The organism is Mycolicibacter sinensis, from assembly GCF_001667375.1.
GTDB lineage: Bacteria > Actinomycetota > Actinomycetes > Mycobacteriales > Mycobacteriaceae > Mycobacterium > Mycobacterium sinense_A.
On the sequence record NZ_LZIN01000061.1, the window covers coordinates 1 to 25,668 of the forward strand.

The window sequence follows — 25,668 nt, forward strand, 5'->3', positions numbered from 1 at the left end:
GCCCGGTTCCTGCCGCTGGTGCCGGCCGCGGCGGGCGGGCTGGCGATGGCCGCTGCCGCCGGCTCCGGAGCGTCCGGGATCGCCGCGGCCGGCGCACTGCTCGCGGCCGCGACGGTACTGGCCGGGCTCTGGTGGCGGCCCGCCGCGACGGCCGCGGTGGTGCTGGCCGTCGCGGTGATCGGGTACGCCGACCCGCCGACGGTTCCGGCGGCGATTGCCGGGCTGGCCGCGGCGGGCTACCTGTTGTTGCGGCACGCCGCCGACATTGCTGCCCCGGTGACGGGCCCGGCGCTGCTGGGCGCGGCGGGATTCAGCGTCGTCGGGGTGGTGGCGGCGAGCTTCCCGCTGCAGCTGCCGTGGTTACCGCTGGTGGCAGCGCCCGCCGCGCTGGGCTGCTACGTGCTGGCGTTGCGGCCGTTCCTGTCGTGACGCAGGAAAGTCCTCAGACCGAGGCTGCGGCGTTGATCTCCTCCAGGCGGCCGGTGGCCTCGAGGTACTCCTGCACCCAACGCTCGATGACGGTCGCGGTCTTCTCCACCTTGGTGAACTGGCCGACGACCTGACCCACCGGGTTGAACGCCACATCGACGCTCTCGTTGGGGAACTTGTTCGTAGCCCGCACCGCCATGCCGGACACCATGTACTGCAGCGGCATGCCCAGCGGCTTGGGGTTCTCCGGGACCTCCCACGCCTCGGTCCAGTCGTTGCGCAGCATCCGGGCCGGCTTGCCGGTGAAGGAGCGGCTGCGCACGGTGTCGCGGCTGCTGGCCTTGATGTAGGCCGCGTGCTGGGCTTCGGTGTTCGAGGATTCCTCGACCATCAGCCACTGCGAACCGGTCCACGCACCTTGGGTGCCCAGCGCCAGCGCCGCGGCGATCTGCTGGCCGCTGCCGATACCTCCTGCGGCCAGCACCGGTACCGGCGCCACCGCCTTGACGACCTCGGGCCACAAGACGATCGAGCCCACCTCGCCGCAGTGGCCGCCGGCCTCACCGCCCTGCGCGATGATGATGTCCACCCCCGCTGCGGCGTGCTTCTTCGCCTGCGAGGCCGAGCCGCACAACGCGGCGACCTTGCGGCCGGCTTCGTGGATGTGCTTGATCATGTCGGCCGGGGGAGTCCCGAGCGCGTTGGCGATCATCGTCACCTTCGGGTGCTGCAGCGCCACCTCGACCTGCGGGGTGGCGGTCGCCTCGGTCCAGCCGAGCAGCTGCAGGCTGTCCTCGTCGGCGCCTTCCACCGGAACGCCGTGGTCGGCCAGCAGCTTCTTGCCGAAGTCGAGGTGCTCCTGGGGCACCAGCTTGCGAAGCGATTCGGCGAGCTCCTCGGCGGACTGCCCGGAATCCATGCCCTCGTACTTGTTGGGGATGACGATGTCGACGCCGTAGGGGTGATCCCCGATGTTCTCGTCGATCCAGTTCAGCTCGATCTCCAGCTGCTCGGGAGTGAAGCCGACCGCGCCCAACACCCCGAACCCACCGGCCTTGCTCACTGCCACGACCACGTCGCGACAGTGGGTAAAGGCGAAGATCGGGAACTCGATGCCGAGTTCGTCGCAGAGGGGAGTGTGCATGACCTACTCCTTCAAGGGCGGCGGGATCGAAGTGAAACGTGTTCTAATTTAGTACCAGACTCGGCGTGGCGCGGCCAGTCGGCCACCAGTGGGCCGCGTAAATGCAACACTACCGCGCATCGTGTCCGGGCTGGGCTCAGGCGGTTCAGTGGGTCGTGAAGGCGCGCAGTACGGCCACCCCGAAACCGGCGGCGCGGCGCAGGGATCGGCCGCCGGTGCGGCCGGCCCCGGTCACACGCAGCACCGGCCAGCCCCGCTCGGCCGCCAGCGCCGCCAGCCCGGGGCGCGGATTGACCGGCCGGGGCCGGCCCACCATCGACATCAGCGCGGCGTCCTCATCACCGTCGGCATAGAAGAAGCTCTCGGCGAGGTCGACCCCGTTGTTCGCGCAGAACCGCTGGACCGTCGCCGCCTTCTCGGGTCCCCACACCACCGGTTTGACGACGGCGCCGGTCAGCACGCCCCGCTCGTCGAGTTCGAACCGGTTGCACAGCACCTGCGGAATGCCCAGGTAGCGGGCGACCGGCTCGGCGTGGATGGTCAGCGCCGACGAACTCAGCACCACCGTGTGGCCCTGCTGCTGATGGGCCGCCACGACTTCCTGCATGTGCGGGTAAACCCGGCTGGTGATGTGGTCGGCGAAGAGCCGCTCACCGACGTCGTCGAGTTCGGTGATGGACTCGCCGCGCAGGTATCCCGCCGCGCGCATCAGCAGCCGCTCGAATTGCATGCGGCCCAACCGATATCGCACCGCCGCCTCGACGACGCCCAGCACCTCACCGGCCCGGGCCTGACGCCGGCGGATCCGGTCGCCGGCGTGTGCGGTGGCGGTGAACCCGGACACCAGCGTGCCGTCCAGATCAAAGAATGCTCCGATCCGGGCGCCGGTTTCGCTGCGGCCGATCTCGGCGATCAGATCGCGCGGTGATGCGGTCATCGGCGTCGATGTTACGTCTGCCGCCGCGAATCGCTGCCACCACGCGCCGCACGACCGGAGCCCAAACCGGCAGCTGATAGCGTGTTTGGCCTAGCGAAAGGAGGCCGGCGCCATGGCCAGTGAGACCAGTGAAACCACCGCGACCGATGTGCGGAACGCCCTGTCCGAGCAGGCCGCGGAGCTCGGCTGGCAGCGTACCCAGCGGGAGCGTGTCGACATCTACGGTCGCGGGGCTGCCCACGTGCACGCGGTGTGGCGCGACAGCGGCACCCTCAACGGCGGGGCCCACTATGACGACTCCGTCCTGCTCGCCTACACCACGGAGCTGGCGAAGATTCAGAGCTGGCTGGCCAGATAGGGCTTGATAACCGCGGCGGCTCCGGTTCGCAACGGTTGCATAACCGCCCCTCGTGTCACACGGGCAACATTTTTCACACGGCTAACTTCGGTCTCGACCTTGTAGTTATCGGGATGGGGAAGAAAGCCATGTCACGTATCCGTAATTGCCTCACCGTCGCGGCCGGCGCCGCCGCGGGACTGTTCCTGACGGCACTCGCCTCGAGCGCCACCGCCGGCGCGGACGCGGTGCCGATCAACCCGGGCCTGCCCGGCGTCGTCGAGCAGATGGTCGCCTCCTCGACCACCATCCCGCAACAGTTGCTGCAGACCACCACGTCGGCGCTGAGCGGAACCTCGGCAGCGCCGGCGGCATCGGCGGCGCAGTCGCCTCTCGCCACCGCGACCCTCAACGTTCCGCAGACCTCCGGTGCCATGGCGCCGGCGTCGCAGGCCGGCGGCCTGCCCGGACTGTCCGGCTTCCCGGCCAATCTGACGTCGGTGCTGCCGTTCCCGCTGCCGAACTTCGGGCCCACCACACCGGCGCCCACCGCGGTGGCGCCGACGGTCTTCGCGCCGTCGGCCCCGATGCCGCCGATGGAGGTCCTGCTGATTCCCGGCTTGCCCTGACGGTGAGGCCGTAACCTCGGACCGGTGAGCGCACGCGCAGGAATCGTGGTCACCGGTACCGAGGTACTCACCGGACGGATCGCCGATCGCAATGGACCGTGGCTGGCCGACCGGCTCCTGGAACTGGGAGTCGAGTTGGCGCACATCACGATCTGCGGCGACCGGCCCCGCGACATCGAGGCCCAACTGCGGTTCCTGGCCGGCGAGGGTGTCGACCTGATCATCACCAGCGGCGGTCTGGGGCCGACAGCTGATGATCTGACGGTCGACACCGTCGCCCGGTTCTGCGGACGCGATGTCGTGCTCGACACCGCGCTGGAAGCCCGGATCGCCGACATCCTCAAACCGATGATGGCGCGCTACACCGGGCCGGGCGCCCCGGATTTCGCGACGGTCCGGGCGGCCAACCGCAAGCAGGCGATGGTTCCGGCCGGCGCGACCGTTCTCGAACCGGTGGGTACCGCGCCCGGTGTGGTGGTGCCCGGCTCTCCGACGGTGGTGGTGCTGCCCGGGCCGCCACGCGAGCTGCAACCGATGTGGCACAAGGCGATAGCCACCGCCGAGGTGCGGCAGGCGATCGCCGGTCGTACCCGCTACGAACAGCAGACCGTGCGGATGTTCGGGCTGCCCGAGTCCGGTCTGGCCGACACGCTGCGGCACGCCCAGGAGGCCATCGCCGACTTCCTGCGGCTGGAGATCACCACCTGCCTGCGCCGCGGCGAGCTCGAGATCGTCACCCGCTACGAACCCGATGCCGCCGCGACCTACGGCCAGCTGCTCGCGCTGCTGCGCGAGCGGCACGCCCGGGCGATCTTCTCCGAAGACGGTTCGCGCATTGATGATCTGGTGGCGGTGCAGCTGGCCGGCCGGTGGATCGCGACCGCGGAATCGTGCACCGCCGGGCTGCTGGCAGGCAGACTGGCCGACCCGCCCGGGGCCTCGGCTTACCTCGCCGGCGGGGTGGTCTCCTACGCCAACGACGCCAAGGTTGACCTGCTCGGCGTCGACGCTGCCCTGATCGCCGAGCACGGCGCGGTCTCCGAGCCGGTGGCCGAGGCGATGGCTGCCGGTGCGCTGCGCCGCTTTGCCGCCGATACGGCGGTGGCGATCACCGGAATCGCCGGCCCCGGTGGCGGAACACCGGACAAGCCGGTGGGAACCGTGTGCTTCTGTGTCGCGCTCGGGGACGGTCGGCTGCTCACGCGCACGACTCGGCTGCCGGGGGAGCGGGCCGACGTCCGCGAACGCTCGACGACGGTGGCCATGCATCTGCTGCACCGCGCGTTGTCAACCGCGTGATTGCGACCGCGACCGGTGGTATGAACATCTCACCGAGGAGTTGCGGATGTGAACACGACGTGGTTGAGCGGATCCGGTTACTGGTTGGGCCGGCTGGTGCTGGAACGCGGCATCGCCGCGATTTACGTCCTCGCGTTCGTCGCCGCCGCGCGCCAGTTCCGTGCCCTGATCGGTGAGCACGGCATGCTGCCGGTGCCGCGATATCTGCGCCGTCGGCCATTCCGGGTGAGCCCCAGCATCTTTCAGCTTTACTATTCGGACCGGTTCTTCGCCGCCATCTGCTGGCTGGGGGCAGCACTGGCAGTCGCGCTGGTGGCCGGCGCCGGCGAACTGGTCCCGCTGTGGGTGGTGATGGCGATCTGGCTGCTGTTGTGGGCGATGTACCTGTCGATCGTCAACGTCGGCCAGACCTGGTATTCGTTCGGCTGGGAATCGATCCTGCTGGAGGCAGGGCTGCTGGCGGTGTTCCTGGGCAACGACCGCGTCGCGCCTCCGGTGCTGGTGATGTGGTTGGCCCGGTGGCTGCTGTTCCGGATCGAGTTCGGGGCGGGGCTGATCAAGCTGCGTGGCGACTCCTGCTGGCGCGACCTGACCTGCCTGGACTACCACCACGAGACCCAGCCGATGCCGGGACCGCTGAGCTGGTTCTTCCATCACCTGCCCAAACCGCTGCATCGGATCGAAGTCGCCGGAAACCATGTCGCCCAGCTGGTGGTGCCCTTCGGGCTGTTCGCTCCGCAGCCGATTGCCGGGGCGGCGGCGCTGATCATCATCGTCACCCAGCTGTGGCTGGTGGCCTCCGGCAACTTCGCCTGGCTTAACTGGGTGACGATCGTTCTCGCCGCCAGCGCGCTCGACCAGTCGTGGTTCACCGGACTGCTTCCGAGCCTGCAACCCCCGGCGATGCCGGATCCGCCGACGTGGTTCGCCGCCGCTGCGATCGCCCTCGCTGTGATGGTCGTGGTGCTCAGCTATTGGCCGGTGCGCAACATGGCATCACGTAATCAGCGAATGAACGCCTCGTTCAACCCCTTTCATCTGGTCAACACGTACGGGGCATTCGGGACCGTCGGACGCTCGCGGCAAGAAGTGGTCATCGAGGGGACCGCCGACACTGAGCTCACCGACAAGACGGTCTGGCGGGAATACGAATTCAAGGGCAAACCCGGTGCCACTGATCGGCTGCCACGGCAGTGGGCGCCCTATCACCTGCGGCTGGACTGGCTGATGTGGTTCGCCGCGTTGTCGCCGACCTACGCGCTGCCGTGGCGCGACGCGCTGCTGCAACGTCTGCTGCGCAATGACCGCGACACGCTGCGCCTGTTGCGGCACAACCCTTTTCCGGACGAACCGCCGCAGTACGTGCGTGCACTCCTTTACGATTACCGCTTCACCACCCCGGCTGAGCGCCGGCGCGATCGGGCGTGGTGGCATCGCAGCCTGGTGGGCATCTACCTGCCGCCGGTCTCGGCTAGCGGGGTTTCGGGACCGCCCAGGCCCTGAGCATCGGCTACCCTGCGCCGATCCAGAGCACTGAAATCAGCACCGCGACCGCAAGCAGAATCAGCAGCACGGTGTCCTTGGTCGGAAGCTTGCGCGTCTCGGTGGGATTCAACCGCAGCTGCCGGGCGATCAGGAACAACGGAAACGTCACGCTGATCCCGATGAACAGCCCGCCCACCAGGTAGGCCCAAACATATGACACGCCGTGTTTTCGCGCCTCGACCACCATCAGCACGCCCGCGGCCAGACCGAACATCAGGATGTCGATCGTGACCGATCGCGACGCCGGGGTCACCCGCGTCTCGCGCCAGAAGCTGCTGAAGAAGTCCAGGGCGACGACCTGATAGCGCATGTTCTGGCTCCAGGTTGCGACGAAGGCGACCGCTGCGATCGTTGCGTACACGCCGCAGAGGACTCTTCGCGACATGGGCATCGATGGGGCATCACTGATCTCGGTCACCACTCGACGGTAGCGACCGCCAGCGGTGCCGAACCCGTTTTCGCTCTACAGTTCCAGCAGCACGGTCACCGGTCCGTCGTTGACCAGTTCGACCGCCATGTGTGCCCCGAACACCCCGGTCGCCACCTGCGCGCCCAACTTCCGCAGCGCCTCGGCGAACTCGGCCACCAGCGGCGCGGCGACGGCACCCGGAGCGGCGGCGTTCCAGGAGGGGCGCCGCCCCTTGGCGGTGTCGGCGTACAAGGTGAACTGGCTGACCACCAGGATCGGCGCGCCGATGTCGGAAGCCGAGCGCTGGTCGTCGAGAATCCTTAACTGCCATAGTTTTTCGGCAAGCCGCCGCGCCTTGGCCACGTCATCGTCGTGGGTGACCCCGACCAGTGCCACCAATCCTTGGCTTTCCGGCGTGATCGCGCCGACGGTTTCTCCGTCGACGGTAACCCGGGCCGACGAGACGCGTTGGACCAGAACCCGCATGGGCCCGACTCTAGGTAGGCTCGGCGATGGTGCGACCGGGAGGGGTGGTTCAGATGTCGGTGGTCGTCGCGTTCTCGGTCACGCCACTCGGCGTGGGCGAGGGAGTGGGTGAGCTCGTCGCGGAGGCGGTGCGGGTCGTGCGCGAGTCGGGTCTGCCCAACCGCACCGATTCAATGTTCACCGTGATCGAAAGCGACAGCTGGGCCGAGGCGATGGCAGTGGTGCAGCGGGCGGTGGAAGCGGTGGCGGCCCGCTCGCCACGGGTGAGCACGGTGATCAAGGCCGACTGGCGGGCCGGCGCGGTCGATGCGATGACCACGAAGGTGGCCTCGGTGGAGCGGCACCTGGCGGCGCCACCTAGTTGACGGCGACGTCGAGGATGGGTCTGCCCACGCCGGCGCCGGGTCCGTCGAAGTGCCACCACTCCCCGGAATAGCCGGCGAGGCCGCCGGCGTTCATCGCGTCGCGCAGGGCGGCGCGTTCGGCCGCGGCCCGCGCGCTGATCCCGCCGGCGAAGGCCGCCGCGCGCGGCGAGAAGTCGTCGAAGTCGGTGCCCATCTCGACCAGCCGTCCCTGCGGGTCGGCGGTCGTCACGTCGACCGACCGCCCGGTCTCGTGGCTGCGGGCCAGCGGGCCGGGCCGGGCCACCCAGTTCGGATCCGGCACGACCTCGAACATCCGCACCTGCACGTCGTGCGGCCGGTAGCAGTCCCAGAACACCAGCGTCCGGCCCCGGCCGCGCAGCGCAGCGGCGGCCGCCGTCAAGCCCGGCGCCAGCGACTCGTGCACCAGGCAGCGGGCATCGGCCGGATACAGCTGCACGCCGGTGAAGTTGTTCGTCGTGGCATACCGCAGATCGAGGATCGCGTCCGGCACCGCGCTGCGGACGTCGACGAATCCGGCCGCGCGGGCCGCCGCCGACACCGGAGGGATGTCGGCCGCTGCGACACCGCAGCCGGTGGCCAGCCCCACCAGCAGCACGGCGCCGACTCTCCTCATGCCGGCACCACCACGGTCAGCGTCTTGCCCTCGCGTTCCACCCGCATCCCGGCCCGGCGGGCGATCGACGCCACGGCCGCGGCGTCGGTCGGGTCGGACCTGGTGGTGGCCAGCGCCCGGGCCAGCCTGCCCTTGTGCGCCTTGTTGAAGTGACTGACGCTGGCCCGCCGGCCGTCGGGATGTTCGGCGACCACGTCGACGCGGACCGCGCCGGGAATCTTGGCCAGCGCCGCATACGACCCGGACCGCAGGTCGACGATCAGCTCGGCGGCGGCGATCTCGGCCAGCACCGGCTCCAAGACGGGCCGCCAGCGCTGGGCCAGGCCCGGGCGCCCGGGCAGCTTCGAGGTCGCCGACAGTCGGTAGGCGGGCACCGGATCGGTTGCCCGCAGCAACCCGAACAGGGCCGAGCCGACCGCCAGCCGCTCGGCGGCACGGGTTGCCGCCGCGCCGCGTAGCGAGCCGATGTCGAGCGCCTCGTACAGCACGCCGGTGTAGCGGTTGATCGCCGGCGCTGTCGGCGCCGAACGCAACAGGGCGTTGCGGTCGATCTCGGCGTCCTGGGTGGCCGACAGCGCCAGCGCGCGCCGGCTGGCGTCCCGATCCGCGGCCAGGGCGACCAGCTCGTCGACCAGCGCCGCGCGCAGCTCGGTCAGCTGCGGGGACCCGAGTGCTTCCAGGCGCAGCCCCTGCCCGTCGCCGCCGGCCCGCTTGGTCTCCGACGGTGGCAGCAGCACGATCACAGCGCCGAGGTTAATCGAGCCGCTGCGCACACCAGCGCGGTGGCGAGCATCGCCGCTCCGAGGGTGTCGGTGAGGTAGTGGTAACCGCAGGCCACCAAACCGAGCATGCCCAGCAGGCTCAGCACCGTCGTCAGCGCCAGCGACCCGCGCCGGGCCCGGCGCGAACCGGCCACCACGACCAGCATGCCCAGCACCGCGACCAGCAGCGCGGTGTGCCCGCTGGGATAGGCCAGGTAGGGGCCGTTGCGCCGGTCGAAGAGGTACTTGAGGGCCTGACTGATCGCGGTGACCGCAAACGGGCAGACCAGCACCGCGAACGCCAGCGCCCACTGCCGCCGCAATAACGTGACCGCCAGACAGCCCACCAGCACCGCGAACACCAGCCAGCCACTGGTGAACGTCAGCAGCCACCGCGGCTGGCCACCGAGGAGAGCGTGGGTGCGATGGCTGAACCAGTCGTCGAAGGTGGTCGAGCCGCGGCCCACTGCCCAGCCCAGGGCCAGAGTGGCCAATAGTCCGACCAGCGGCCACCAGCGCAGCGCTGCGGCGAAGCCTCGGCTCAGGCCGACTTCTGGAACAGCGGCAGCAGCGCCTGGCGGCGCTGGTCGTTGCCGTCGGCGAGCGCGTGCAGCGCCTGCTCCACCGAACGTGCCGTCGGGAACATGGCGTCCTCATCGAAGTCGCCGAGCAGCTCGCTGACCGCCGGGCCCTCGATGAGCGTCCAGTCCACCCCCGCGGCGCGGCAGTCACCGTCGATGACACACAGCAGCCAGATACCGGCGGCTGCGAACGAGGTGACCCCGCTCAAGTCCAGCAGCAGCGGTTCCTTGGCGAGGACGAATCGACGAGCGTGCTCACTGAGCTGGTCCACGTTGGCGGAATCGATCCGGCCCCGGATCGTGATCACCGTCGCCAGGTGGCGGGAGTGTGCCCGGATCTGCGCACCACCGCAGTCGACGGTGGGGTTCTTCGGCTGACCGATCCGTGCTGCGCCCCGTGTGGTGATGGTGATAGCCATGCCCAGCCCCCGCTTCCAAATTGTCTGACCCCTGCCGGCTGATATCCGACCGTGACATTTCCGACGTTAGGCGGTGAAGTTAAGGCGCGTCGGGCGGCCGATTAACGCTTTGGTGAGATATCGAACGGCTCCGTCGTTCCGGTGAACGCCTCGATCCGGCCGTCGCGCTCCCGGGCGTCGCCGTGATAGCGCAGTCGATAGCGTCCCGCGGCGGTGTCCTCGGGCACCGCCCAGGTCACCGTCACGGTGGAGCCGCGACGGCCGGCGCGGCGCCAACGCAACGTCGTCGACCAGTCGCCGTCGTCTGCCACGGTGCTCCATCCCTCGCCGGTTTCGCGCTCAACCCGCAGGTAGGTGCCGCCGCGGTGCAGGTCGTTGTTCGGGTAGGCGCCGGCGAACACCGCCGCCACGGTGGCCCCGGGCTGATACCGCGGTTGCGGCGGCTGCAGGACGTCGCCGAACCGGTGGCCCGGGGCCGGTTCGTCCGGGTGCGGCCGGCGGCGTGACCGCCGGGCACGGGTCGGCGCGGCGGGTGCGTGGCCGTCCGGCGCCGGCCGCCGCTCGCGCATCGCGGTGGCCAGCCCGGCGACCACCTGTTGCAGCGCCGCCAGCTCCCAGCGGCCGAACATCGTGCTGCCGCCCTCGTAGCGCTGCTCCTCGTACTCCTCCGGCGTGGTGACGTAGTGCAGATAGCCGTTGCTGTAGCCGGCGACCAGCACGTCCCGCAGCTCGGCGCCCACGATCGCGGCCACGGTACGGCGCAATCGCAGTCCAGCCACGATCGTCACCTCGGCGGGGACCCCGATCAGATACAGCTGCCCGATGCGCAGCAGCTGGATGGGGCCACCGTTGGACATCAGTGCCAGGGTCTTGTTCAGCCGGCTGCCCGGGCCCATCGCCGCCTTGGGTGCGTGTGCGTCGCGTAGTCGCGGAGCCAGGCGGTAGACGGTGCTGGTGACCAGCGCATCGATGATGCGGTTGCGGCCCTGCCTGACCAGCGGATGCAGTGGCCCGGGACCCTCGTCGGTGCCGGCCAGCGCCGCCGCGCCGGCCAGCGCGGGTCCGGTGCGATGGGTTCGGCCGTCGCCGGTGAACTCGGCCGAGACCTCGAAATCAGACAGGTCGACGTAGCTGGCCAGCGCGTCCAGGCCGCCGGTGACCTCGCTGCCGTGCCCGGTCGTCAGGTCGGTGGCCGCGGCGGCCTGTCGGGCCCCGATGATCCGGGTGTTCTCGAACTCGTCCTCGGTGGGCCCGCTGCCGGGCCGGTGGTTGAGGTTGGGCGACATGTCCCCGGCGTTGGTCTGGGCGAAGGCCGCGACGAAGTCCGGCGGTTCGGACGCCAGGTAGTCGACGCCGCGGTCGAGGCGCTCCAGTTGGTAGGCGGCGTAGCCCTTGTTGTCGCCGCTGATCAAGGTGTTGCGGTTGGTCATGGACGTGCCGTGGGTGGCGAACCAGTTCACCGCGCCGACCAGCCGGCCGCCACGTTCGATGCGCAGCAGGGTGGTCTGCGGGTCGATGGCGTCGGGGAAGTGGGCGCGGTCGGCTTCGGGATTGCGGGCGAACGCCGACGGTGAGCGGTTGGTGCTGGCGTCGTGCAACCGGCCGACGGCGAGGCTCAAGGTGGCGGGGGCGAGGTCGGCATGCGCGCGCTGGACCGCCTCGCAGATGCCGTCGACGATCGCGGTGAACGTCTGCGGCCGAAACCCGCCGGTGTTGGAGTTGTAGAGCCGGTGATCGGAGTACCCTCCGGGCCCGCAATGGGTGTGCGTGGCGGTCAGCATCACATTGCGGAACGTGTACTGCTCGCCGTGGTCGGCGGCGAGGCGCCCGAGCACCGCGCGGTGCACGCTTTCCAGCAGCAGCGGCAGCTCGCAGACCACCAGCAGCAGCCGGGCGCTGGTGGGGGTGTCGACGAACACGAACGCCCGGGCCCGCAGCCGGTTGTGCAGCCCGGAAGTCTGCTGGGCGGCCACGCCGTAACCGAGCATTCCGCACTCGGCCGGCTCGCCGGTGATGTCGGCGATCCCGCGACCGACCCGATACTGCTCTGGCATCGGTTCAGTATTCACAACGGCCGGCAAAAACCCGGCAGGCACACCCGGCCGGCAACTGCACCGGGCACGGTCCCGCTGCTAGTCTGCGATGGCTGCCGGCCACCGGTTGCGGCTGCCGATAGTCGGGCCAGCTCGGCGGGCCCGCATCTCAGGCAGCCGAGACAGCAGAGCCCACCGGCGAAAGAGTGTCGTGCGCAGCGGAGAGATCAAAGCCCTCACCGGGCTTCGCATCATCGCCGCGGTATGGGTGGTGCTGTTTCATTTCCGGCCGCTGCTGCGACTGGCCTCACCGGCCTTCAGTGACGCGCTCGCCCCGGTGCTCGACCGGGGAGCCCAGGGCGTCGACCTGTTCTTCATCCTCAGCGGATTCGTGCTGACCTGGAACTACCTGGAACGGATGGGGGAGTCGTTCTCGCCGCGGGCCACCCTGCACTTCCTGTGGTTGCGGCTGGCCCGGGTCTGGCCGATCTATTTGGTCACCTTGCACCTCGCGCTGCTCTGGGTGATCTTCACTCTGCACGTCGGCCACGTGCCGACCGAAGACCTCAGCCGGCTGACCGCGACCAGCTACGTGCGCCAGCTCCTACTGGTGCAGCTGTGGTTCGAGCCGTTCTTCGACGGGTCCAGCTGGGACGGGCCGGCCTGGTCGATCAGCGCCGAATGGCTGGCCTACCTGTTGTTCGGCGGGCTGATCCTGGTGGTCTACCGGATGATGCGGGCGACGTCGGCGCGTGGCCTGGCCGCACTGGCGGTCATCGTCTCGCTGCCGCCGCTGTTGTTGATGCTCGCCACCGGCCAGTTCTACACCCCGTGGAGCTGGTTGCCGCGCATCGTCATGCAATTCACCGCCGGCGCGCTGGCCTGCGCTTCGGTGCGCAAACTGCGGCCCAGCGAGCGGGGCCGCCGCGCCGCCGGGTACTGCTCCGCGCTGCTCATCGCCGCGACCGTCGGCATCCTCTACTACTTCGATGCGCATCCGATCTCCGGGCTCCACGACAGCGGCGGTCTGGTCGACGTGCTGTTCGTGCCGCTGGTGATGGCGCTGGCGATCGGAACCGGCAGCCTGCCGGTACTGCTGTCGACGCGCCTGATGGTCTACGGAGGGCAGATCTCGTTCTGCCTGTACATGGTTCACGAGCTGGTGCACACCGCGTGGAACTGGACCGCCATACAATTCGAAATCATGCTGGACGAGGGGGCGACCGCGGCCAAGTGGATGGTGTGCGGGCTGTTGGCGGCGTCGACGTTGTTGTCGGTGCTGCTGTTCCACGGTGTCGAGGAGCCGGGCCGGCGCTGGATGCGCAGGATGATCGGTGCCCGGCCCGAGACGGCGCAGGTGCGTCCCGCCGAGGACAGGCTGGCAGTCGAACCGGTCGAGGAGATCCTTGATGAGCGCACCGCGGCGGTGCCGGTCAGTGTCTCCTGAAACGCTGACCGGCACCGCCGATCGGGGAGGCGAGCTGTGCGCCGGGTGATGACGTTCGCGGTCTCGCTGGCGGCGGTCGTCGTCGCCGTCGTGGCGGGAACCGGTTACCTGGCCGGCGATCACGACTCAGCCCGCCACTACGAGACCGTGCCGCTGAGCGCCTCCCCGATCCGAGTCGCCGTCATCGGCGATTCCTACACCGCCGGGTATGAAGACACCGGGCGCGGCGCGGCGAACTGGACCGAGCGGGCGTGGCAGATCCTGGCCGGCCGCGGCATCTACGTCAGCGCCGACGTGGCGGCCGAAGGCGGCGCCGGTTACGGCGTGCGCGGCAACCGGGGCGGTCTCTTCGGGGATCTGACGGCTCGGGGAGTACAGCCCGACGACGCGCTGGTGGTGTTCTTCGGCTCACGCAACGACCAGGATGTCGAACCGGGCCAGTTAGGCCGATTGATCGCCGACACCCTGGGCCTGGCCCGCCGAACGGCGCCGTCGGCTCGGATGCTGATCATCGGGCCGCCGTGGCCCACTGCGGACGTACCCGGCAACGTGTGGCGGATCCGCGACATCCTCAGTGCCGAGGCACGCGGGGTCGGGGCGGAGTTCGTCGACCCGCTGGCCGAACGCTGGTTCGTCGGCCGGCCGGAGCTGATCGGTCCCGACGGTGTACATCCCACCGACGCCGGGCACGCCTACATGGCCGACAAGATGGTGCCGCTGATCGCCGGCCAGTTACCCAAGCGCACCTGAGAAGGAGGATGAGCGCCATGCGAGTGTTGGTCACCGGAGGAACCGGATTCGTCGGCGGCTGGACCGCCAAGGCGATCAGCGACGCCGGGCACCGGGTGCGGTTCCTCGTTCGCAACCCAGCCGGCTTGCACACCAGCGTGGAGCGGCTCGGCGTCGACGTCTCGGATCACGTCGTCGGTGACATCACCGACGACGAGTCGGTGCGGCGCGCGCTGGACGGCTGCGACGCCGTCGTGCACGCGGCCGCGCTGGTCGCCACCGATCCCCGGCAGAACGACCAGATGATGGCCACCAATTCCGACGGCGCCCGCAACGTGCTCGGCGGCGCGGTCGAACTGGGGCTGGACCCGATCATTCACGTCTCGAGCTTCACCGCGCTGTTTCGCCCCGGCCTGCGTACGCTGCGCGCCGACCTGCCGGTGGCGGGCGGCTCCGACGGCTACGGCCGGTCCAAAGCCCGCGAGGAGCGCTACGTGCGCGGTCTGCAGGAAGCCGGCGCTCCGGTCAACATCACCTACCCGGGCATGGTGCTGGGCCCGCCGGTCGGAGACCGATTCGGTGAGGCGGGCGAGGGCGTGCGGGCCGCGTTGCAGATGCGGGTGATTCCGGGCCGCAGCGCGGCCTGGCTGATCGTCGACGTCCGCGACCTGGCGGCGTTGCACGTGGCGCTGCTTGAGCCCGGCCGCGGTCCGCGGCGTTACATGGCCGGCGGGCATCGGGTGCCCGCGCGGCAGCTGGCCGGGCTTTTCGCCACGGTGTCCGGTTCGGCCATGCTCGCCGCGCCGGTGCCGGACGTCGCGCTGCGCTGGGCCGGGCGCCTGCTGGATCAGGTTGAGCGGGTGCTGCCGATCAGCACGCCGCTCACCGCGGCCGGGATGCAGTACTACACCCAGATGCCGGCCTCCGACGATTCACCGGCCGAACGTGACCTCGGCGTCGTGTTGCGGGATCCGCAAGAAACCCTGGCCGATACGGCAGCGGCGATCCGCGGGTAGCCGGCTATGGATTACCGCTGGGCGCTGGTGCGGAATCGGTCTCGGTAGGCCTTCGGCGAGATGCCGAGGTGAGTGGCGAAGACTCGCCGCAACGTCTCGGTGCTGCCGAAACCGGCCAGCCGCGCCGTGTCGGTGACGCTGCGGCCGGAGTCGAGCGCGGCGCGGGCGATGTCGATCCGGACCGTTTCGACGTAGCGGGCCGGGGTAATGCCGAGCTCGGCGCGAAACAGCCGGGTCAGTTGGCGGGTGCTCAGCGACGCCCGGGCGGCGAGGCTCTTCACGGTGTGTCCGGCTCCGGGATCGGCCGCGATCGAGTCGAGAACACCCCGCAGCGTGGATTGCGATGGCGGAGAATAGCTTTCAACCAGGACCGAGAACTGCGATTGACCGCCCGCGCGCTTGAGGTACACCACCAGGGTTCGGGCCACCTCGCGGGCGACCTCGGTACCGTGGTCCTGCTCGACGAGGGCCAACGCCAAGTCGATGCCCGACGACACTCCTGCCGAGGTGAAGACGTCGCCGTCGCGGACGAAGATGGCATCCGGTTCGACGGTGATGTCGGGGAAGGCGCGGGCCAGTAGCCCGGCATGGCGCCAATGGGTGGTGGCGCGACGGCCGCTGAGCAGCCCGGCCTGAGCCAAGACGAACGAACCGGTGCACACCGAGGCCAGCCGCCGGGTACGGGTGGCCGCCGTCTTCAGTGCGTCGACCAGTTCGGGATCGATCGGCCGGCCGACCAGCGCATCACCGCCGGCGACCATCACCGTGTCGGCGGATTCCAGCGCCGAGATCCGGCCGGTGGCTGTGAACGGCACCCCGATCGAAGTCTGCACCGGGCGACCGTCCACCGAGGCGACGGTCAGCCGATAGTCCGCGCCGAACCGGTTGGCTTCGGCGAACACCTCGGCCGGTCCCGCGATGTCCAGAAGTTTCACGCCGTCGAAGACAACGAGCATCACCGGCTTGCTCACCGAACCGCCCTCATACCTGCGGCATCCGCGCACTCAGCTGCGCCAGGGTCAGCCGTTCGCGTCCAGCGTCGTCGAGGTAGGGGATACCGATCCCGTACTCCTGCCAGCGGGCGGCGATACGGGCTTCCAACTCCGGGGCGAGTCGGTCGGTCGGCGGGAATCGCCGCCCTCCCCAGGCCGGTCTGGGGTCGATGTCCCAGCTGCGGGTGGCGTCGATGAGCACTCGGGTCCATTCGCCGCTGCCGTATTTGTTCGTGTCGTTGCGTTCCGGCGGGGTGGACGGATCCAGTGAGGAGCCCAGGCCCGGCCCGAAGAAGGCGATGTCGCCGCGTCCGGCGTTGACCCGGTAGGACATCGCCCAGTCCAGGGCGGCCGGGTCGTGGATGTCGATGTCCTCCTCGACGACCATGACGTTCTTGTGGAACCACATCGAGCCCCCGGTGCCCCACAGCGCCGAGGCGATCTGTTGGGCGTGACCCCGGTAGCGCTTCTGGATCTGCACCACGGTGTTCTGCCCGTTGGTGACCTCGCTCATCCACAGGTCGGTGATGCCGCCGATACCGAGATCGTCGAGCACGTTCCAGCTGATGGCCGAGCGAGCGAAATTGACGATGCTGTCCTCGTTGAGCAGGCCCGGCCGGATGCCTTCCAAGGTGCCGCGCAGCACCGGATCATCGCGGTGGGTGATCCGGGTGACGCGCAGTACGGGCGCGGGTGCCGCATCGCCGATGAAGCCCGGGTATTCAGCGAACGGGCCCTCCATCACGAAGGTCGCCGGGTCGGGATCGATGTATCCCTCGACGACGATCTCGGCGCTCGCCGGCACATGCAGCGGAACCGACTCGCAGGCCACCAGCTCCACCGGGCGGCCCAGCAGGGCACCCATCATGTCCCACTCGCAGATGTTCTTCGGAAACGGGCTGCCGGCGCAGAACGGCAGCACATCGTGCCATCCGTACACCACCGCCACCGGCATCGGCTCCGGTTTGTACTGCGCCATGTGGCCGCCCCAACCCTGGCTGGGAACCAGCAGTTTGGCGATCTTGTCGCGGTCGACGATCATGCCCCGGTACAGGCCGATGTTGTCGCGGCCGGTCACGGTGTCCTGAGTGATGACGCCGCAGAACGTATCGATGTAGCGACCGCCGTCCTCGCCATGCCATTTCGGCACCGGGAACTCCCGCAGGTCGATGTCGGCGCCTGCGATGATGTTCTGCTTGACCGGTCCGGTCACGACGACGCGCGGGGGGACCGGGTTGCGGAACGCCTCCCGAAGATGACGCACCATAGCCGAATCGCCGGTGCCCTCGGGCAGGCCCAGCAGCAACTGGACCTGGCGCCGGCTGCCGATCGCCGACGTCAACAGTTTGGTGCACCGGGTGTCTTCATGGCCGGTGATGTTTTCGAACAGCAGCGCCGGGCCACCGAGGCACAGATTGGCACGGGTGATCGCACCGATCTCCTCATCCCAGTCGACGGCCGCGGTGATGCGGCTCAGTTGTCCGGCGGCCTCGAGGGTGTCCAGCCAGCTGCGCAGATCCGGACTTGTGTGCCGATCCGGCTGCCCGGCGGAGTCTGCAGTACCGGAAAGGGTTGGCGCGGTGCTCATTGCGCGCTCCGCACTACGGCCAACCGCGCGTGCTCGGGGTCGTCACCGGCGTGGTCGCCGCTCGCCGAGATCGGGCGGTGATCGTCTTTCCAGCGGTCGATCAGCGAATGTTCGATCCCGAGTTGATCGATGATGCGGCCGACCACGTAGTCGGTGACCTCTTCGACCGTGCTGGGTCGGGCGTAGTAGGCCACCGTCGGGGGAAAGATCACCGCACCGGCCCGCGCCAGGTAATGCATGTTCTCCAAATGGATCTCGCTCAGCGGCGCCTCCCGGGTGACCAGCACCAGCCTGCGCCGTTCCTTGAGCGTGACATCGGCGGCTCGGCTGATCAGGTTGTCGCTGAAACCGATCCGGATGGCGCTCAAGGTTTTCATGCTGCACGGGCACACCACCATGCCGTCGGTGCGGAAGGAGCCACTCGAGATGCCGGCCGCCAGATCGCGGGCACTGTAGGCACGCGTGGCCATCGCCCGCACGTCGGCGACACTGAAGTCGGTCTCGATTTTGATCGTCGCCCGGGCCCACTCACTGAGGACCAGATGGGTTTCGACGCCGAGCTGCGCCAGCGCTTCCAATAGACGGATTCCCAGCGCAGCGCCGGTCGCTCCGGTCATACCAACCACTATTCGCATCTGCTTCCTCCTCCTCAACGCCACCTCAGTCTGCGGCGACCGCCTCCCGGCGCAGAGGGGCATTTCCGCCGCGCATCGCACAGAATGCGACGTGTCGACAGGCGTCAGGTCGCCATACCCAACGCGGGTCAGGCGGGACTGGTTTTCGGCCAACCACCTGGTCTCCTGGCCGGGTTCGGGCAAGACCAACCCGGCTTCCATGGCGTTCGCCGGGTCGGCCTCGGTGAGCACGACCAAAAACTCGGCCTCCGGTTGCCCGGTGACATCGGCCCACATCCGCGAGAATTGACGCAGCATCTGCTGGCGGGTGTCGAGATCGCGCCCGTGGCGGATCAGTCCGACTAGGTACGAGTGGGCGGCGGTCTTCCCGCACGTTCCTGGTAGGCGGGTGATCCCAGCACTTGCCGCCGGAAACCGCTCGGCGTGATCGCGTGCCGCCGGCGCATCACGGTGGCGAGATGTTGGGAACTGGCGAATCCGCATTGGTGAGCGATCTCGGTGACGCTCAGCGACGAGGTCACAAGCAGTTCACACGCCCGCGCGAAGCGGCGGTTCATCAGCCATCGGCGCGGTGGCTCGCCGGTCGCGTTTCGAAAGAGCGCGGCGAGGCGTGGCACTGACAAGCACACGGACGCAGCGATCTCGCCGAGGTCAAGCTCGTCGGCAAGGTGCGCCTCGAGGTATTCGATGGTGCGACGCAGACGCCAATCGTGGTAACCGGCACCAAGTCTGGGTGAGAGGGCCGGCGAGCCGGAAATGCTCGAATGCCGTCGCAGCAGACCCGTCACCAGTTGCTGGCCCAACGCGCTGAGCATCGTCCGGGAAATGCTGTCGCCGCAAGTCATCTCACGCAGGATCTGCCGGAAGACGAATTCGACGAACGGATCGTGGGAACACATCGGGTCGACGAGAGTTACCGTCCGGCCGACGGCCAGCACACCGCTGTCGACGGCCAGCCGCTCGACCAGGGCGTGCCGCACGTACACATGCAAATAGGTGAACGGCTGGTCGGAGATGAACAGCCCGCGCGGTTGCTCGCCGGCCACCACCATGTTCAGGTGGAATGCCGGATGCGAGCGGCTCCATTTCAGCCGGCCGTCGCCGAAGTAGGTGTGGTGGTGGCGTCCGCTGATCGGCATCGCAATGGCGTCGGTGGTTCGGTCTGCGCTGCGGGACAGTTCGTAGGACGGTTTGTTGCGGAACCGCCAGATCGCCGCCGATAGCGACCCGTCCGGCGTGGCGAGGCGGCGTTCCGGGGCAAAGCCCAGTCGGTGCGCGATCACATCAGGAACCGATATCGGAGCTGCCGTCACCCCAGCAGTGTCCGCCTCGGTGCGGCGCACGCGCCGGGGCCGATGCGACATCTTTCCCACAACAGCCGACATCGCGAGCCGGCGCCAACAGTCGGTGCGCGTCCGGTGTACACGCCGCCCGTCGCAGACACGCCCTGGCCTCACCGCTTTGGTAAGACCACGGGGCGGTCGCGGCGCTCGGTGCCGTGCCGACGTAACCACGCTCAGCAGAGGAGAAGTCATGCAGTTGTTCTGTCACCCAGGCGGAACCGCCGGGGGGCCCGCCGCCCGGATCCGCTTGTGCGTCGCCGCCGGCGCCGCGGCCGCAAGCGCGAGCGTCGTCGTGTGCTTTCTACCGGTGAGCGAGACCGGCATAGCCCAGATTCGTCGGGACGTGGCGCTGACCGCCGGCCGGTTCGACGTCGAGGCTGCAGCCTTGGCCAACGTCACCGACCCGGTCCCGGTCGGCCCCAGCGCAACGGGCGCTGACGCGTTCACGATCGGCGGTTTCACCTTCGATCCGGTCAACGGTGACGAGGAGGGTTTCGGCCTCATCCACCCGCTCACCAGCGCTCCGCCCCTGCTGACCCTGGGAGGGGGATTCGCATTGGGCGGCCCCATGGCCGGCCAGGAATTCGAGGTGTTCGACCCTGCCGACGGCGCCGACCTCGGCAGCATCAACACCAGTGTGGTGGTCGCGAACCTGGCGGGCTTCACCAATACCCAGTTCACCGTCGTCGGCGCGCCGCCGGCGACCGATGTGCCGCTGCCGACGGTGGGTTCGGTCTACGACGTGTTCAACCTTGGTGGCGGGTTCGCGAACGTCTACACCGCCATCGTGGGTGCCGACGGCGGCCCGGACACCGTCACTGACACCTTCCTGACGCCGTTCGGAAACATCGATCTGACCCCGCTGTTCGGCGGTATCGACGCGGCCGCGCTGCTGCAACCCGGCGACGCATTCGCCGCGCTGGAAGCGGGAGCGGCCGGCGGGGGCGAGGACGCCTTTGCCATCGGCGGGTTCACCCTGGATCCGTTCAGCAAAACCGGCGACTCCATAACAGAGGGCTTCACCCCGGTCGCAGCACTGACTGGGGCCGCGCCGTTCCTGAACATCGGGGGCGGTTCGATCGAGGATGTCACAAACGGCGGAATCATCCTGGCTCCACAGAGTTTCGACGTCTACAGCGGCTCCGGTGACGCGGTCACGCAGATCGGGACCATCGACACCGCCGTGCACGTGACCAACCTGCTGGGGCTGACCAACACCCAGCTGATGGTCACCGGTGGAGAAGGCGACGGCCTGCCCGCGGTGGGCACGGTGTATGACGCCGTCAATTTCGGCGGCGGATTCACGAACATCTACACCGCCACCCCGGGAGCCGACGGTGTCGTCACGGACACCCTGATCACCCCGATGGGGAGCATGGACCTCAGCTCACTGTTCGGCGGTATCGATGTGGCGGAACCGCTGAATCCGGGCAATGCGTTCACGGAGTTGGCCGAAACGGCAGTCGGCAAGGATGCTTTCAGCATCGGCGACACCACGTTCGATCCGTTCACCGGGGCCGGCAGCAACGCGACCGAGGGCTTCGCCCCCGTGTTTCAGACCATCGGGGCACCACCGCTGCTCAATATCGGCGGCGGTACCGCCACCTTCCCCGGCACCTCGATCCTGCTGGGGCTGGCAGAGCAGGACTTTCACGTCTACGACGGAACCGGGGCCGATGCCGAGCAGCTCGGCAGTGTGCACACTCAGCAGACTGTGACACAGCTGCTGGGCCTGACCAACAGCGAGTTCACCGTCGACGGCGTCACCGCCGCCACCGGCGTGGACACCGCGGACTTGCCCGCGATCGGCTCGGTGTACGACGTGCTCAACTTCGGCGGCGGTTTCGCCAACGTCTACACCGCAATCCCAGGACTGGACGACGCCGGGGGCACCGTTACCGACATCTTGGTGACGCCGTTGGGGAACGTGGACCTCAGCGCACTGTTCGGCGGCTTCGACGCCTCCTCGCTGCTGGACCCGGGGGATGCTTTCCTCGGCCTGGACATCTAGGCAGTCCAGTCGTCACCACGGCCCGGGCGGTAGGTTCCTACCGCCCGGGCCGTGCGCTTTTCGTCGCAGCCGAGCGTCGCATTCTGTGGGAACTACGGCACATCTGCCACGACTGGATTGCCGGCTGGGCGACCAGAATCGGATCGAAGTGTTGTTGAGAGGAGAAGACATGCCCGAGATCAGGCTGGACCGACGAGTGTTGATCACCGGCGCATCCAAGGGAATTGGGCGGGCGGTCGATCGTCCGGGTGGACGGCGGCGGAAGCCTTCCCGGGTGAGTACAGTCGCCGAAACGAAAGGAGCCGGAGCGATGAGCGCAGCACTGGAAACCGTTGCCGGGATCGCGATCCCCGACACCGCGCTGGTGCGCGATGCCACCGACTACATCCGCGACGTCGAGAACGACCTGCTGTTTCATCATTCGCGCCGAGTGTTCTTCTTCGGTGCCCTGCAAGGCCACCGGCGCGGACTGACCCCCGACCTGGAACTGCTCTACGTGGGGGCGATGTTTCACGACCTCGGGCTGACCGAGCGATACCGCGAGTCCGCACTGCGCTTCGAGGTCGACAGCGCCAACGCCGCCCGAGACTTCCTGGTGGAGCGCGGCGTCTCCGAGGCCGATGCCCGCACGGTCTGGCTGGGCATCGCGTTGCACACCACCCCGAACATCCCGGAGTTCCTCGACCCGGAGATCGCGCTGGTCACCGCCGGCGTGGAGACCGACGTGCTCGGCATCGGCCGCGACGATCTGGCGCCGGACCTGCTGGCGGCGGTGACCGCCGCGCATCCACGACCCGACTTCAAGCGCCGCATCCTGCAGGCCTTCACCGAGGGCTTCCGACACCGGCCGGACAGCACGTTCGGCACGGTCAACGCCGATGTGCTGGCACACTACGACCCGTCGTTCGTCCGCGGCGATTTCGTCGAGACCATCCTGGGTAACAGCTGGCCGGAGTAGCCGCTCCGCCCCGGCAGCGCGCTCAGTCCTCTTTGCCGATCAGCTTGCCCAGCGCAAGCCGGTCCGGCGCCAGCAGTTCGTCGATGCGCGACTGGTTCACATCGGCGACGATGATCTCGCCGACTTCCTGGTGGACGCTGCTGAAGATGCCGTGGGCTTTCATCTTCTCGGTCTGATACAGGTTGTCCTGGGTTGGCGTCACGTAGTGCACCGCCGCTGCCTTGAACCGGTTGACCAGCCACAGGTGGATCAGCGTCATCAGCCGCTTCTGCCGGAACTTCTCGGCGAACGTGTTCTGGTCGCGCACCGTCAGGATGCTGCGGCCGTGCCGGTCCTTGATCGGGTCGACGATCACGTTGGCGAGCTTCTCGTCGTCGTCGTTGTAGATCCCCAGTTCCAGCACATCCGATCCGGGGCGGGTCGGGCGTAGCTGCACCCGCAGCTTGTCGGTGAGCTGGTAGTGCGCGCCCCACATCGCCAGCCATTCCTCCAGCAGCTTCTTGGGCACCTCGGTCTGCACCAAGTGCTGATGCTGGGTGGAGCCGGCGCCCATCGCCTTGGTGGTGGCGGTGCGGCCGGACGAGGCGGCCAGCGCGGCATCGCTGCGCGGCCCGCCGACCAGGGTCTGCGGGGTCCGGTACGGCGACTCGACCAACCGCATCTTGCGCTGCAGCCGGGCCAGCGCCAGCATGCCGTCCTGCAGCAGGGTGGCCGCGAACTCCTCGGAGGCCACACCGTCGACCTGATGTCCGCCGTAGGTGATGAAGTTGAAGACGAAGCCCAGCTTGCCGATCTCGGCCGGGAAGGCTCGCATCTCGTCGTCGGTCATGCCGGTGGTGTCCCAGTTGAACGAGGGCGACAGGTTGTAGGCCAACATCTGGTCGGGGTACACCGCGTGGATCGCCTCGGCGAACTCCCGGGCGTCGTCCAGGTCGGCGGTCTTGGTCTCCATCCACAAGATGTCGGCGAACGGGGCGGCGGCCAGGGACTTGGCGATCGCATACGGGATCCCGCCGCGCACCTGGAAGTAGCCCTCGGGGGTTTTCGCCCGATCGCAGTCCCAGCCCGGGTCGGCATTCAACTCCGCCGCTTTGGCCCGCGCGGTGTACAGCGGTGCCCTTGCGGCGAACTCGCGCCACTGCGCCGCGCTCATCTCTTTCGGCTCGCCTTCACGTTCGGCGAAGTCCAGCATCTCGGCGACGGCGTCGCCGAACGTCATCAGCCCGGCGTCGTTCTGCCAGGCCTCCACGAACTTCGACTCGATCTCGTCGAACACGGTGTCCACGGACCGCTGCCCGTCGCTGCGCCACCCCTCGGCCGCCTTGGTGACCAGCGCGGTGATGCCTTGCCGCTCCAACCAGGCATCGGCCTCGGCGTACTCGCCTTCGGGCAGCGCGTAGAGCAGGTGACCGTTGATCTCGGTGATCCCCGCCGTGTGGAAGCGTCGGGTCATCGCCAGGAAACAAGCCTTGTAGGACGGGATCTTCAGGTTGGTGGTGCCCAGGATGAATGGCTGATCGCGCTCGTCGGAGCGGCTCTCGACCAGGTTGGCCGCCTCGGCGTCGGTGCGCGCCACGATGATGCCGGGCACCCCCATCATGTCCAGCTGGAACCGGGCGGTGTTCAGCCGCTTGATCTGCTCGTCCGAGGGCACCAGCACCTTGCCGCCCTGATGCCCGCATTTCTTGGTTCCGGGTCGCTGATCTTCGATGTGATAGCCGGGGACACCGGCTTCGACGAAGCGCCGGATCAGGTTGCGCACGTGCGGATCACCGCCGTGACCGGTGTCGGCGTCGGCGATGATGAACGGCCGGTAGTCCACCGCCGGGTTTGCCGCGCGCTGCTCGTCGGTCATTCGCAAACGCAGGTACTGCTGGTTTCGGTCAGCGGTGAGCAGCGCCCGCACCAGCCCGGCTGCCTCGTCGGGCACCTGACTCAGTGGGTAGCTGGCCAGGTCGGGGCCCGGATCTTCGGAGATGGATCCCTTGGCCGACGTCGCCCAGCCGCCCAGATAGATCCCCTCGATGCCGACCCGCTTCATCACCACTGCCTGGCCCGGTGAGTAGGGGCCGAACGTGGTGATGCTCTTCTTGGCGGCGAACAGCTCTCGCAGCCGGGCGTAGAAAGCGGTCGCCGCTTCGCGCGCCACGATGTAGTCGGCCGGGATGGTGCCGCGCTGCTCGACCACCTGGCGGGCGGAGTACAGGCGGGTGATTCCTTCGAAACGCGGGCTGTCGAAATATTGCTGGGTCGCCTCGATGTCAGCCTCGATGTCTCGTTGGCCTGGTGCACTCGCGTTTGTCTCGATGGTCGTCATGGAATTACGCTCCTGTTCGCCCCGGTTCGTGCGGCGGTTCCAGCTTCGGCTCTCCTTCGTCGAGCCTCGCTGAACCGCCGGGTTCGCACGTGTTACTCCCACGATTGTGCCGCTGCTCGCTGAACGATTACCCACTTTTGCCGTACATCTTCGGCGCGCCGCCGGCGACGCCGCGGAAGTTGCGTGAAGCCGGTGGATGCGGGTGATTTCGTGGCTAGGCTGATGAGTTATGACGGCCGGGTCAGACCGTTGGGCCACCCCTTGGGGCCAGCCGCCGCAGCGGATCGCTTCGGTGGATCACCCGGTCGGCCGCTGGGGCGCGCGCCGGATGAGCCGGCGCTTCGCCGGTGTCGGCGTCCAGATCCCGGCCGCCCGCCTGCGCGAGTTGACGGCCGGCGCACCGCTGGCGGCCGCGGAGTCGGTCGACTACATGTTCGCCCTCACTGCGACCGCCATGAAACGCGAGCAGCGCCTGGCCCGCTCACGGCGCAACCGCCGCCGCCTCGTGCACGCCCTCATCGTGGCCGGGCTGATGCTGGCCGCGCTGAACCTGCTGATCTGTATGGGCTACGTCTTCATCATCATGGCGCTGCACGAACCGGTGATGTGATCAGAACCCTAGAC

Annotated in this window: 26 protein-coding genes; 12 read left to right on the forward strand and 14 right to left on the reverse strand. The window is 68.6% G+C overall.

All coding sequences use genetic code 11. The features are described 5' to 3' along the window. Positions 1-429 (forward strand): hypothetical protein (locus tag A5771_RS12130; RefSeq protein WP_428844406.1); only part of this gene is annotated, 429 nt, incomplete at its 5' end. A gap of 13 nt (positions 430-442) precedes the next feature. Here A5771_RS12130 and A5771_RS12135 read toward each other — a convergent pair. After that, positions 443-1,573: a nitronate monooxygenase gene (locus A5771_RS12135; protein ID WP_064855469.1), complete on the reverse strand. Its 1,131-nt coding sequence runs from the start codon at positions 1,571-1,573 to the stop codon at positions 443-445. 145 nt (positions 1,574-1,718) lie between these two features. Beyond that, positions 1,719-2,510 (reverse strand): HAD family hydrolase, encoded by a 792-nt coding sequence (locus tag A5771_RS12140; RefSeq protein WP_064855470.1) that lies wholly within the window; start codon positions 2,508-2,510, stop codon positions 1,719-1,721. Between the two features lie 112 nt (positions 2,511-2,622). Here A5771_RS12140 and A5771_RS12145 point away from each other — a divergent pair, with 112 nt between their 5' ends. From A5771_RS12145 to A5771_RS12160, 4 genes are all read left to right on the forward strand, one after another. Then, complete coding sequence (locus A5771_RS12145) at positions 2,623-2,868, forward strand: hypothetical protein (protein ID WP_064855471.1); 246 nt, start codon at positions 2,623-2,625, stop codon at positions 2,866-2,868. A 128-nt stretch (positions 2,869-2,996) separates the two neighbouring features. Beyond that, the gene (locus A5771_RS12150) at positions 2,997-3,476 is read left to right on the forward strand and encodes a hypothetical protein (protein WP_064855530.1); all 480 of its coding nucleotides are present in this window, start codon (positions 2,997-2,999) and stop codon (positions 3,474-3,476) included. 24 nt (positions 3,477-3,500) lie between these two features. Beyond that, the gene (locus tag A5771_RS12155) at positions 3,501-4,775 is read left to right on the forward strand and encodes a competence/damage-inducible protein A (protein ID WP_064855472.1); all 1,275 of its coding nucleotides are present in this window, start codon (positions 3,501-3,503) and stop codon (positions 4,773-4,775) included. A 48-nt stretch (positions 4,776-4,823) separates the two neighbouring features. Next, positions 4,824-6,278 (forward strand): lipase maturation factor family protein, encoded by a 1,455-nt coding sequence (locus A5771_RS12160; protein WP_064855473.1) that lies wholly within the window; start codon positions 4,824-4,826, stop codon positions 6,276-6,278. Positions 6,279-6,285: 7 nt separating this feature from the next. Here the strand turns inward: A5771_RS12160 and A5771_RS12165 are convergent, their stop codons facing one another. Next, positions 6,286-6,738: a DUF2834 domain-containing protein gene (locus A5771_RS12165; protein ID WP_234783033.1), complete on the reverse strand. Its 453-nt coding sequence runs from the start codon at positions 6,736-6,738 to the stop codon at positions 6,286-6,288. Positions 6,739-6,783: 45 nt separating this feature from the next. Continuing rightward, positions 6,784-7,215, reverse strand: coding sequence for a D-aminoacyl-tRNA deacylase (gene dtd, locus A5771_RS12170; protein ID WP_064855474.1), 432 nt, complete (start codon positions 7,213-7,215; stop codon positions 6,784-6,786). A gap of 53 nt (positions 7,216-7,268) precedes the next feature. Here dtd and A5771_RS12175 point away from each other — a divergent pair, with 53 nt between their 5' ends. After that, a complete protein-coding gene (locus tag A5771_RS12175; RefSeq protein ID WP_064855475.1) occupies positions 7,269-7,580 on the forward strand; it encodes an MTH1187 family thiamine-binding protein in 312 nt (103 codons plus the stop codon). On the opposite strand, the gene A5771_RS12180 is transcribed toward A5771_RS12175, so the two are convergent. The 5 genes from A5771_RS12180 to A5771_RS12200 form a co-directional block, all read right to left on the reverse strand. Continuing rightward, positions 7,573-8,214 (reverse strand): M15 family metallopeptidase, encoded by a 642-nt coding sequence (locus A5771_RS12180; RefSeq protein ID WP_064855476.1) that lies wholly within the window; start codon positions 8,212-8,214, stop codon positions 7,573-7,575. The two genes, A5771_RS12175 and A5771_RS12180, sit on opposite strands and share 8 nt — an antisense overlap. Next, positions 8,211-8,957, reverse strand: a complete 747-nt coding sequence (yaaA, locus tag A5771_RS12185) for a peroxide stress protein YaaA (RefSeq protein WP_064855477.1) — start codon at positions 8,955-8,957, stop codon at positions 8,211-8,213. The genes A5771_RS12180 and yaaA overlap by 4 nt, the downstream gene beginning before the upstream one ends. Further along, a complete protein-coding gene (locus tag A5771_RS12190) occupies positions 8,954-9,469 on the reverse strand; it encodes a phosphatase PAP2 family protein (RefSeq protein ID WP_234783034.1) in 516 nt (171 codons plus the stop codon). Before A5771_RS12190 ends, yaaA begins: the two co-directional genes overlap by 4 nt. Positions 9,470-9,516: 47 nt before the next feature. After that, positions 9,517-9,975, reverse strand: coding sequence for an STAS domain-containing protein (locus tag A5771_RS12195; RefSeq protein WP_064855479.1), 459 nt, complete (start codon positions 9,973-9,975; stop codon positions 9,517-9,519). A gap of 101 nt (positions 9,976-10,076) precedes the next feature. After that, on the reverse strand, positions 10,077-12,029 hold the full coding sequence (locus A5771_RS12200; protein WP_064855480.1) for a neutral/alkaline non-lysosomal ceramidase N-terminal domain-containing protein: 1,953 nt from the start codon (positions 12,027-12,029) through the stop codon (positions 10,077-10,079). 190 nt (positions 12,030-12,219) lie between these two features. Here A5771_RS12200 and A5771_RS12205 point away from each other — a divergent pair, with 190 nt between their 5' ends. From A5771_RS12205 to A5771_RS12215, 3 genes are read left to right on the forward strand one after another with little or no spacing between them, the layout of a single operon-like run. Then, a complete protein-coding gene (locus A5771_RS12205) occupies positions 12,220-13,455 on the forward strand; it encodes an acyltransferase family protein (RefSeq protein ID WP_064855481.1) in 1,236 nt (411 codons plus the stop codon). 48 nt (positions 13,456-13,503) lie between these two features. Then, positions 13,504-14,205 (forward strand): Rv0518 family GDSL lipase, encoded by a 702-nt coding sequence (locus A5771_RS12210; RefSeq protein ID WP_082947209.1) that lies wholly within the window; start codon positions 13,504-13,506, stop codon positions 14,203-14,205. A gap of 17 nt (positions 14,206-14,222) precedes the next feature. Next, positions 14,223-15,200: an NAD-dependent epimerase/dehydratase family protein gene (locus A5771_RS12215; protein ID WP_064855532.1), complete on the forward strand. Its 978-nt coding sequence runs from the start codon at positions 14,223-14,225 to the stop codon at positions 15,198-15,200. Positions 15,201-15,211: 11 nt separating this feature from the next. Here the strand turns inward: A5771_RS12215 and A5771_RS12220 are convergent, their stop codons facing one another. The 4 genes from A5771_RS12220 to A5771_RS12240 form a co-directional block, all read right to left on the reverse strand. Continuing rightward, positions 15,212-16,156, reverse strand: coding sequence for a GlxA family transcriptional regulator (locus A5771_RS12220; protein ID WP_064855533.1), 945 nt, complete (start codon positions 16,154-16,156; stop codon positions 15,212-15,214). 25 nt (positions 16,157-16,181) lie between these two features. Then, positions 16,182-17,780 (reverse strand): UbiD family decarboxylase, encoded by a 1,599-nt coding sequence (locus A5771_RS12225; protein WP_064855483.1) that lies wholly within the window; start codon positions 17,778-17,780, stop codon positions 16,182-16,184. After that, on the reverse strand, positions 17,777-18,415 hold the full coding sequence (locus A5771_RS12230; RefSeq protein WP_064855484.1) for a UbiX family flavin prenyltransferase: 639 nt from the start codon (positions 18,413-18,415) through the stop codon (positions 17,777-17,779). The genes A5771_RS12225 and A5771_RS12230 overlap by 4 nt, the downstream gene beginning before the upstream one ends. Before the next feature lie 341 nt (positions 18,416-18,756). Next, positions 18,757-19,728: a helix-turn-helix domain-containing protein gene (locus A5771_RS12240; protein WP_064855534.1), complete on the reverse strand. Its 972-nt coding sequence runs from the start codon at positions 19,726-19,728 to the stop codon at positions 18,757-18,759. A 220-nt stretch (positions 19,729-19,948) separates the two neighbouring features. On the opposite strand from A5771_RS12240, the gene A5771_RS12245 reads away from it, so the two are divergent. Both A5771_RS12245 and A5771_RS12250 read left to right on the forward strand, forming a co-directional pair. Further along, complete coding sequence (locus A5771_RS12245) at positions 19,949-21,769, forward strand: hypothetical protein (protein WP_064855486.1); 1,821 nt, start codon at positions 19,949-19,951, stop codon at positions 21,767-21,769. Positions 21,770-22,079: 310 nt separating this feature from the next. Then, positions 22,080-22,727, forward strand: a complete 648-nt coding sequence (locus A5771_RS12250; RefSeq protein WP_064855487.1) for an HD domain-containing protein — start codon at positions 22,080-22,082, stop codon at positions 22,725-22,727. Between the two features lie 22 nt (positions 22,728-22,749). Here A5771_RS12250 and aceA read toward each other — a convergent pair whose 3' ends face one another. Continuing rightward, entirely contained in the window at positions 22,750-25,044 is a 2,295-nt protein-coding gene (aceA, locus tag A5771_RS12255) for an isocitrate lyase ICL2 (RefSeq protein WP_064855488.1), read from the reverse strand. A 229-nt stretch (positions 25,045-25,273) separates the two neighbouring features. Between aceA and A5771_RS12260 the strand changes: the two genes are divergently transcribed. Next, positions 25,274-25,654, forward strand: a complete 381-nt coding sequence (locus A5771_RS12260) for a hypothetical protein (protein ID WP_234783035.1) — start codon at positions 25,274-25,276, stop codon at positions 25,652-25,654. Positions 25,655-25,668: the final 14 nt, after the last annotated feature.

Excerpts from the sequence above, each read along its gene's own strand:
- A5771_RS12250 (WP_064855487.1), top strand. The coding sequence starts at position 22,080 with ATGAGCGCAGCACTGGAAACCGTTGCCGGGATCGCGATCCCCGACACC.
- A5771_RS12215 (WP_064855532.1), top strand. The coding sequence starts at position 14,223 with ATGCGAGTGTTGGTCACCGGAGGAACCGGATTCGTCGGCGGCTGGACC.
- A5771_RS12200 (WP_064855480.1), bottom strand. The coding sequence starts at position 12,029 with ATGCCAGAGCAGTATCGGGTCGGTCGCGGGATCGCCGACATCACCGGC.
- A5771_RS12135 (WP_064855469.1), bottom strand. The coding sequence starts at position 1,573 with ATGCACACTCCCCTCTGCGACGAACTCGGCATCGAGTTCCCGATCTTC.
- aceA (WP_064855488.1), bottom strand. The coding sequence starts at position 25,044 with ATGACGACCATCGAGACAAACGCGAGTGCACCAGGCCAACGAGACATC.
- A5771_RS12210 (WP_082947209.1), top strand. The coding sequence starts at position 13,504 with ATGACGTTCGCGGTCTCGCTGGCGGCGGTCGTCGTCGCCGTCGTGGCG.
- A5771_RS12175 (WP_064855475.1), top strand. The coding sequence starts at position 7,269 with ATGTCGGTGGTCGTCGCGTTCTCGGTCACGCCACTCGGCGTGGGCGAG.
- A5771_RS12140 (WP_064855470.1), bottom strand. The coding sequence starts at position 2,510 with ATGACCGCATCACCGCGCGATCTGATCGCCGAGATCGGCCGCAGCGAA.
- A5771_RS12145 (WP_064855471.1), top strand. The coding sequence starts at position 2,623 with ATGGCCAGTGAGACCAGTGAAACCACCGCGACCGATGTGCGGAACGCC.
- A5771_RS12260 (WP_234783035.1), top strand. The coding sequence starts at position 25,274 with ATGACGGCCGGGTCAGACCGTTGGGCCACCCCTTGGGGCCAGCCGCCG.
- A5771_RS12230 (WP_064855484.1), bottom strand. The coding sequence starts at position 18,415 with ATGCGAATAGTGGTTGGTATGACCGGAGCGACCGGCGCTGCGCTGGGA.
- A5771_RS12150 (WP_064855530.1), top strand. The coding sequence starts at position 2,997 with ATGTCACGTATCCGTAATTGCCTCACCGTCGCGGCCGGCGCCGCCGCG.
- A5771_RS12225 (WP_064855483.1), bottom strand. The coding sequence starts at position 17,780 with ATGAGCACCGCGCCAACCCTTTCCGGTACTGCAGACTCCGCCGGGCAG.
- A5771_RS12220 (WP_064855533.1), bottom strand. The coding sequence starts at position 16,156 with ATGCTCGTTGTCTTCGACGGCGTGAAACTTCTGGACATCGCGGGACCG.
- A5771_RS12180 (WP_064855476.1), bottom strand. The coding sequence starts at position 8,214 with ATGAGGAGAGTCGGCGCCGTGCTGCTGGTGGGGCTGGCCACCGGCTGC.
- A5771_RS12245 (WP_064855486.1), top strand. The coding sequence starts at position 19,949 with ATGCAGTTGTTCTGTCACCCAGGCGGAACCGCCGGGGGGCCCGCCGCC.
- dtd (WP_064855474.1), bottom strand. The coding sequence starts at position 7,215 with ATGCGGGTTCTGGTCCAACGCGTCTCGTCGGCCCGGGTTACCGTCGAC.
- A5771_RS12195 (WP_064855479.1), bottom strand. The coding sequence starts at position 9,975 with ATGGCTATCACCATCACCACACGGGGCGCAGCACGGATCGGTCAGCCG.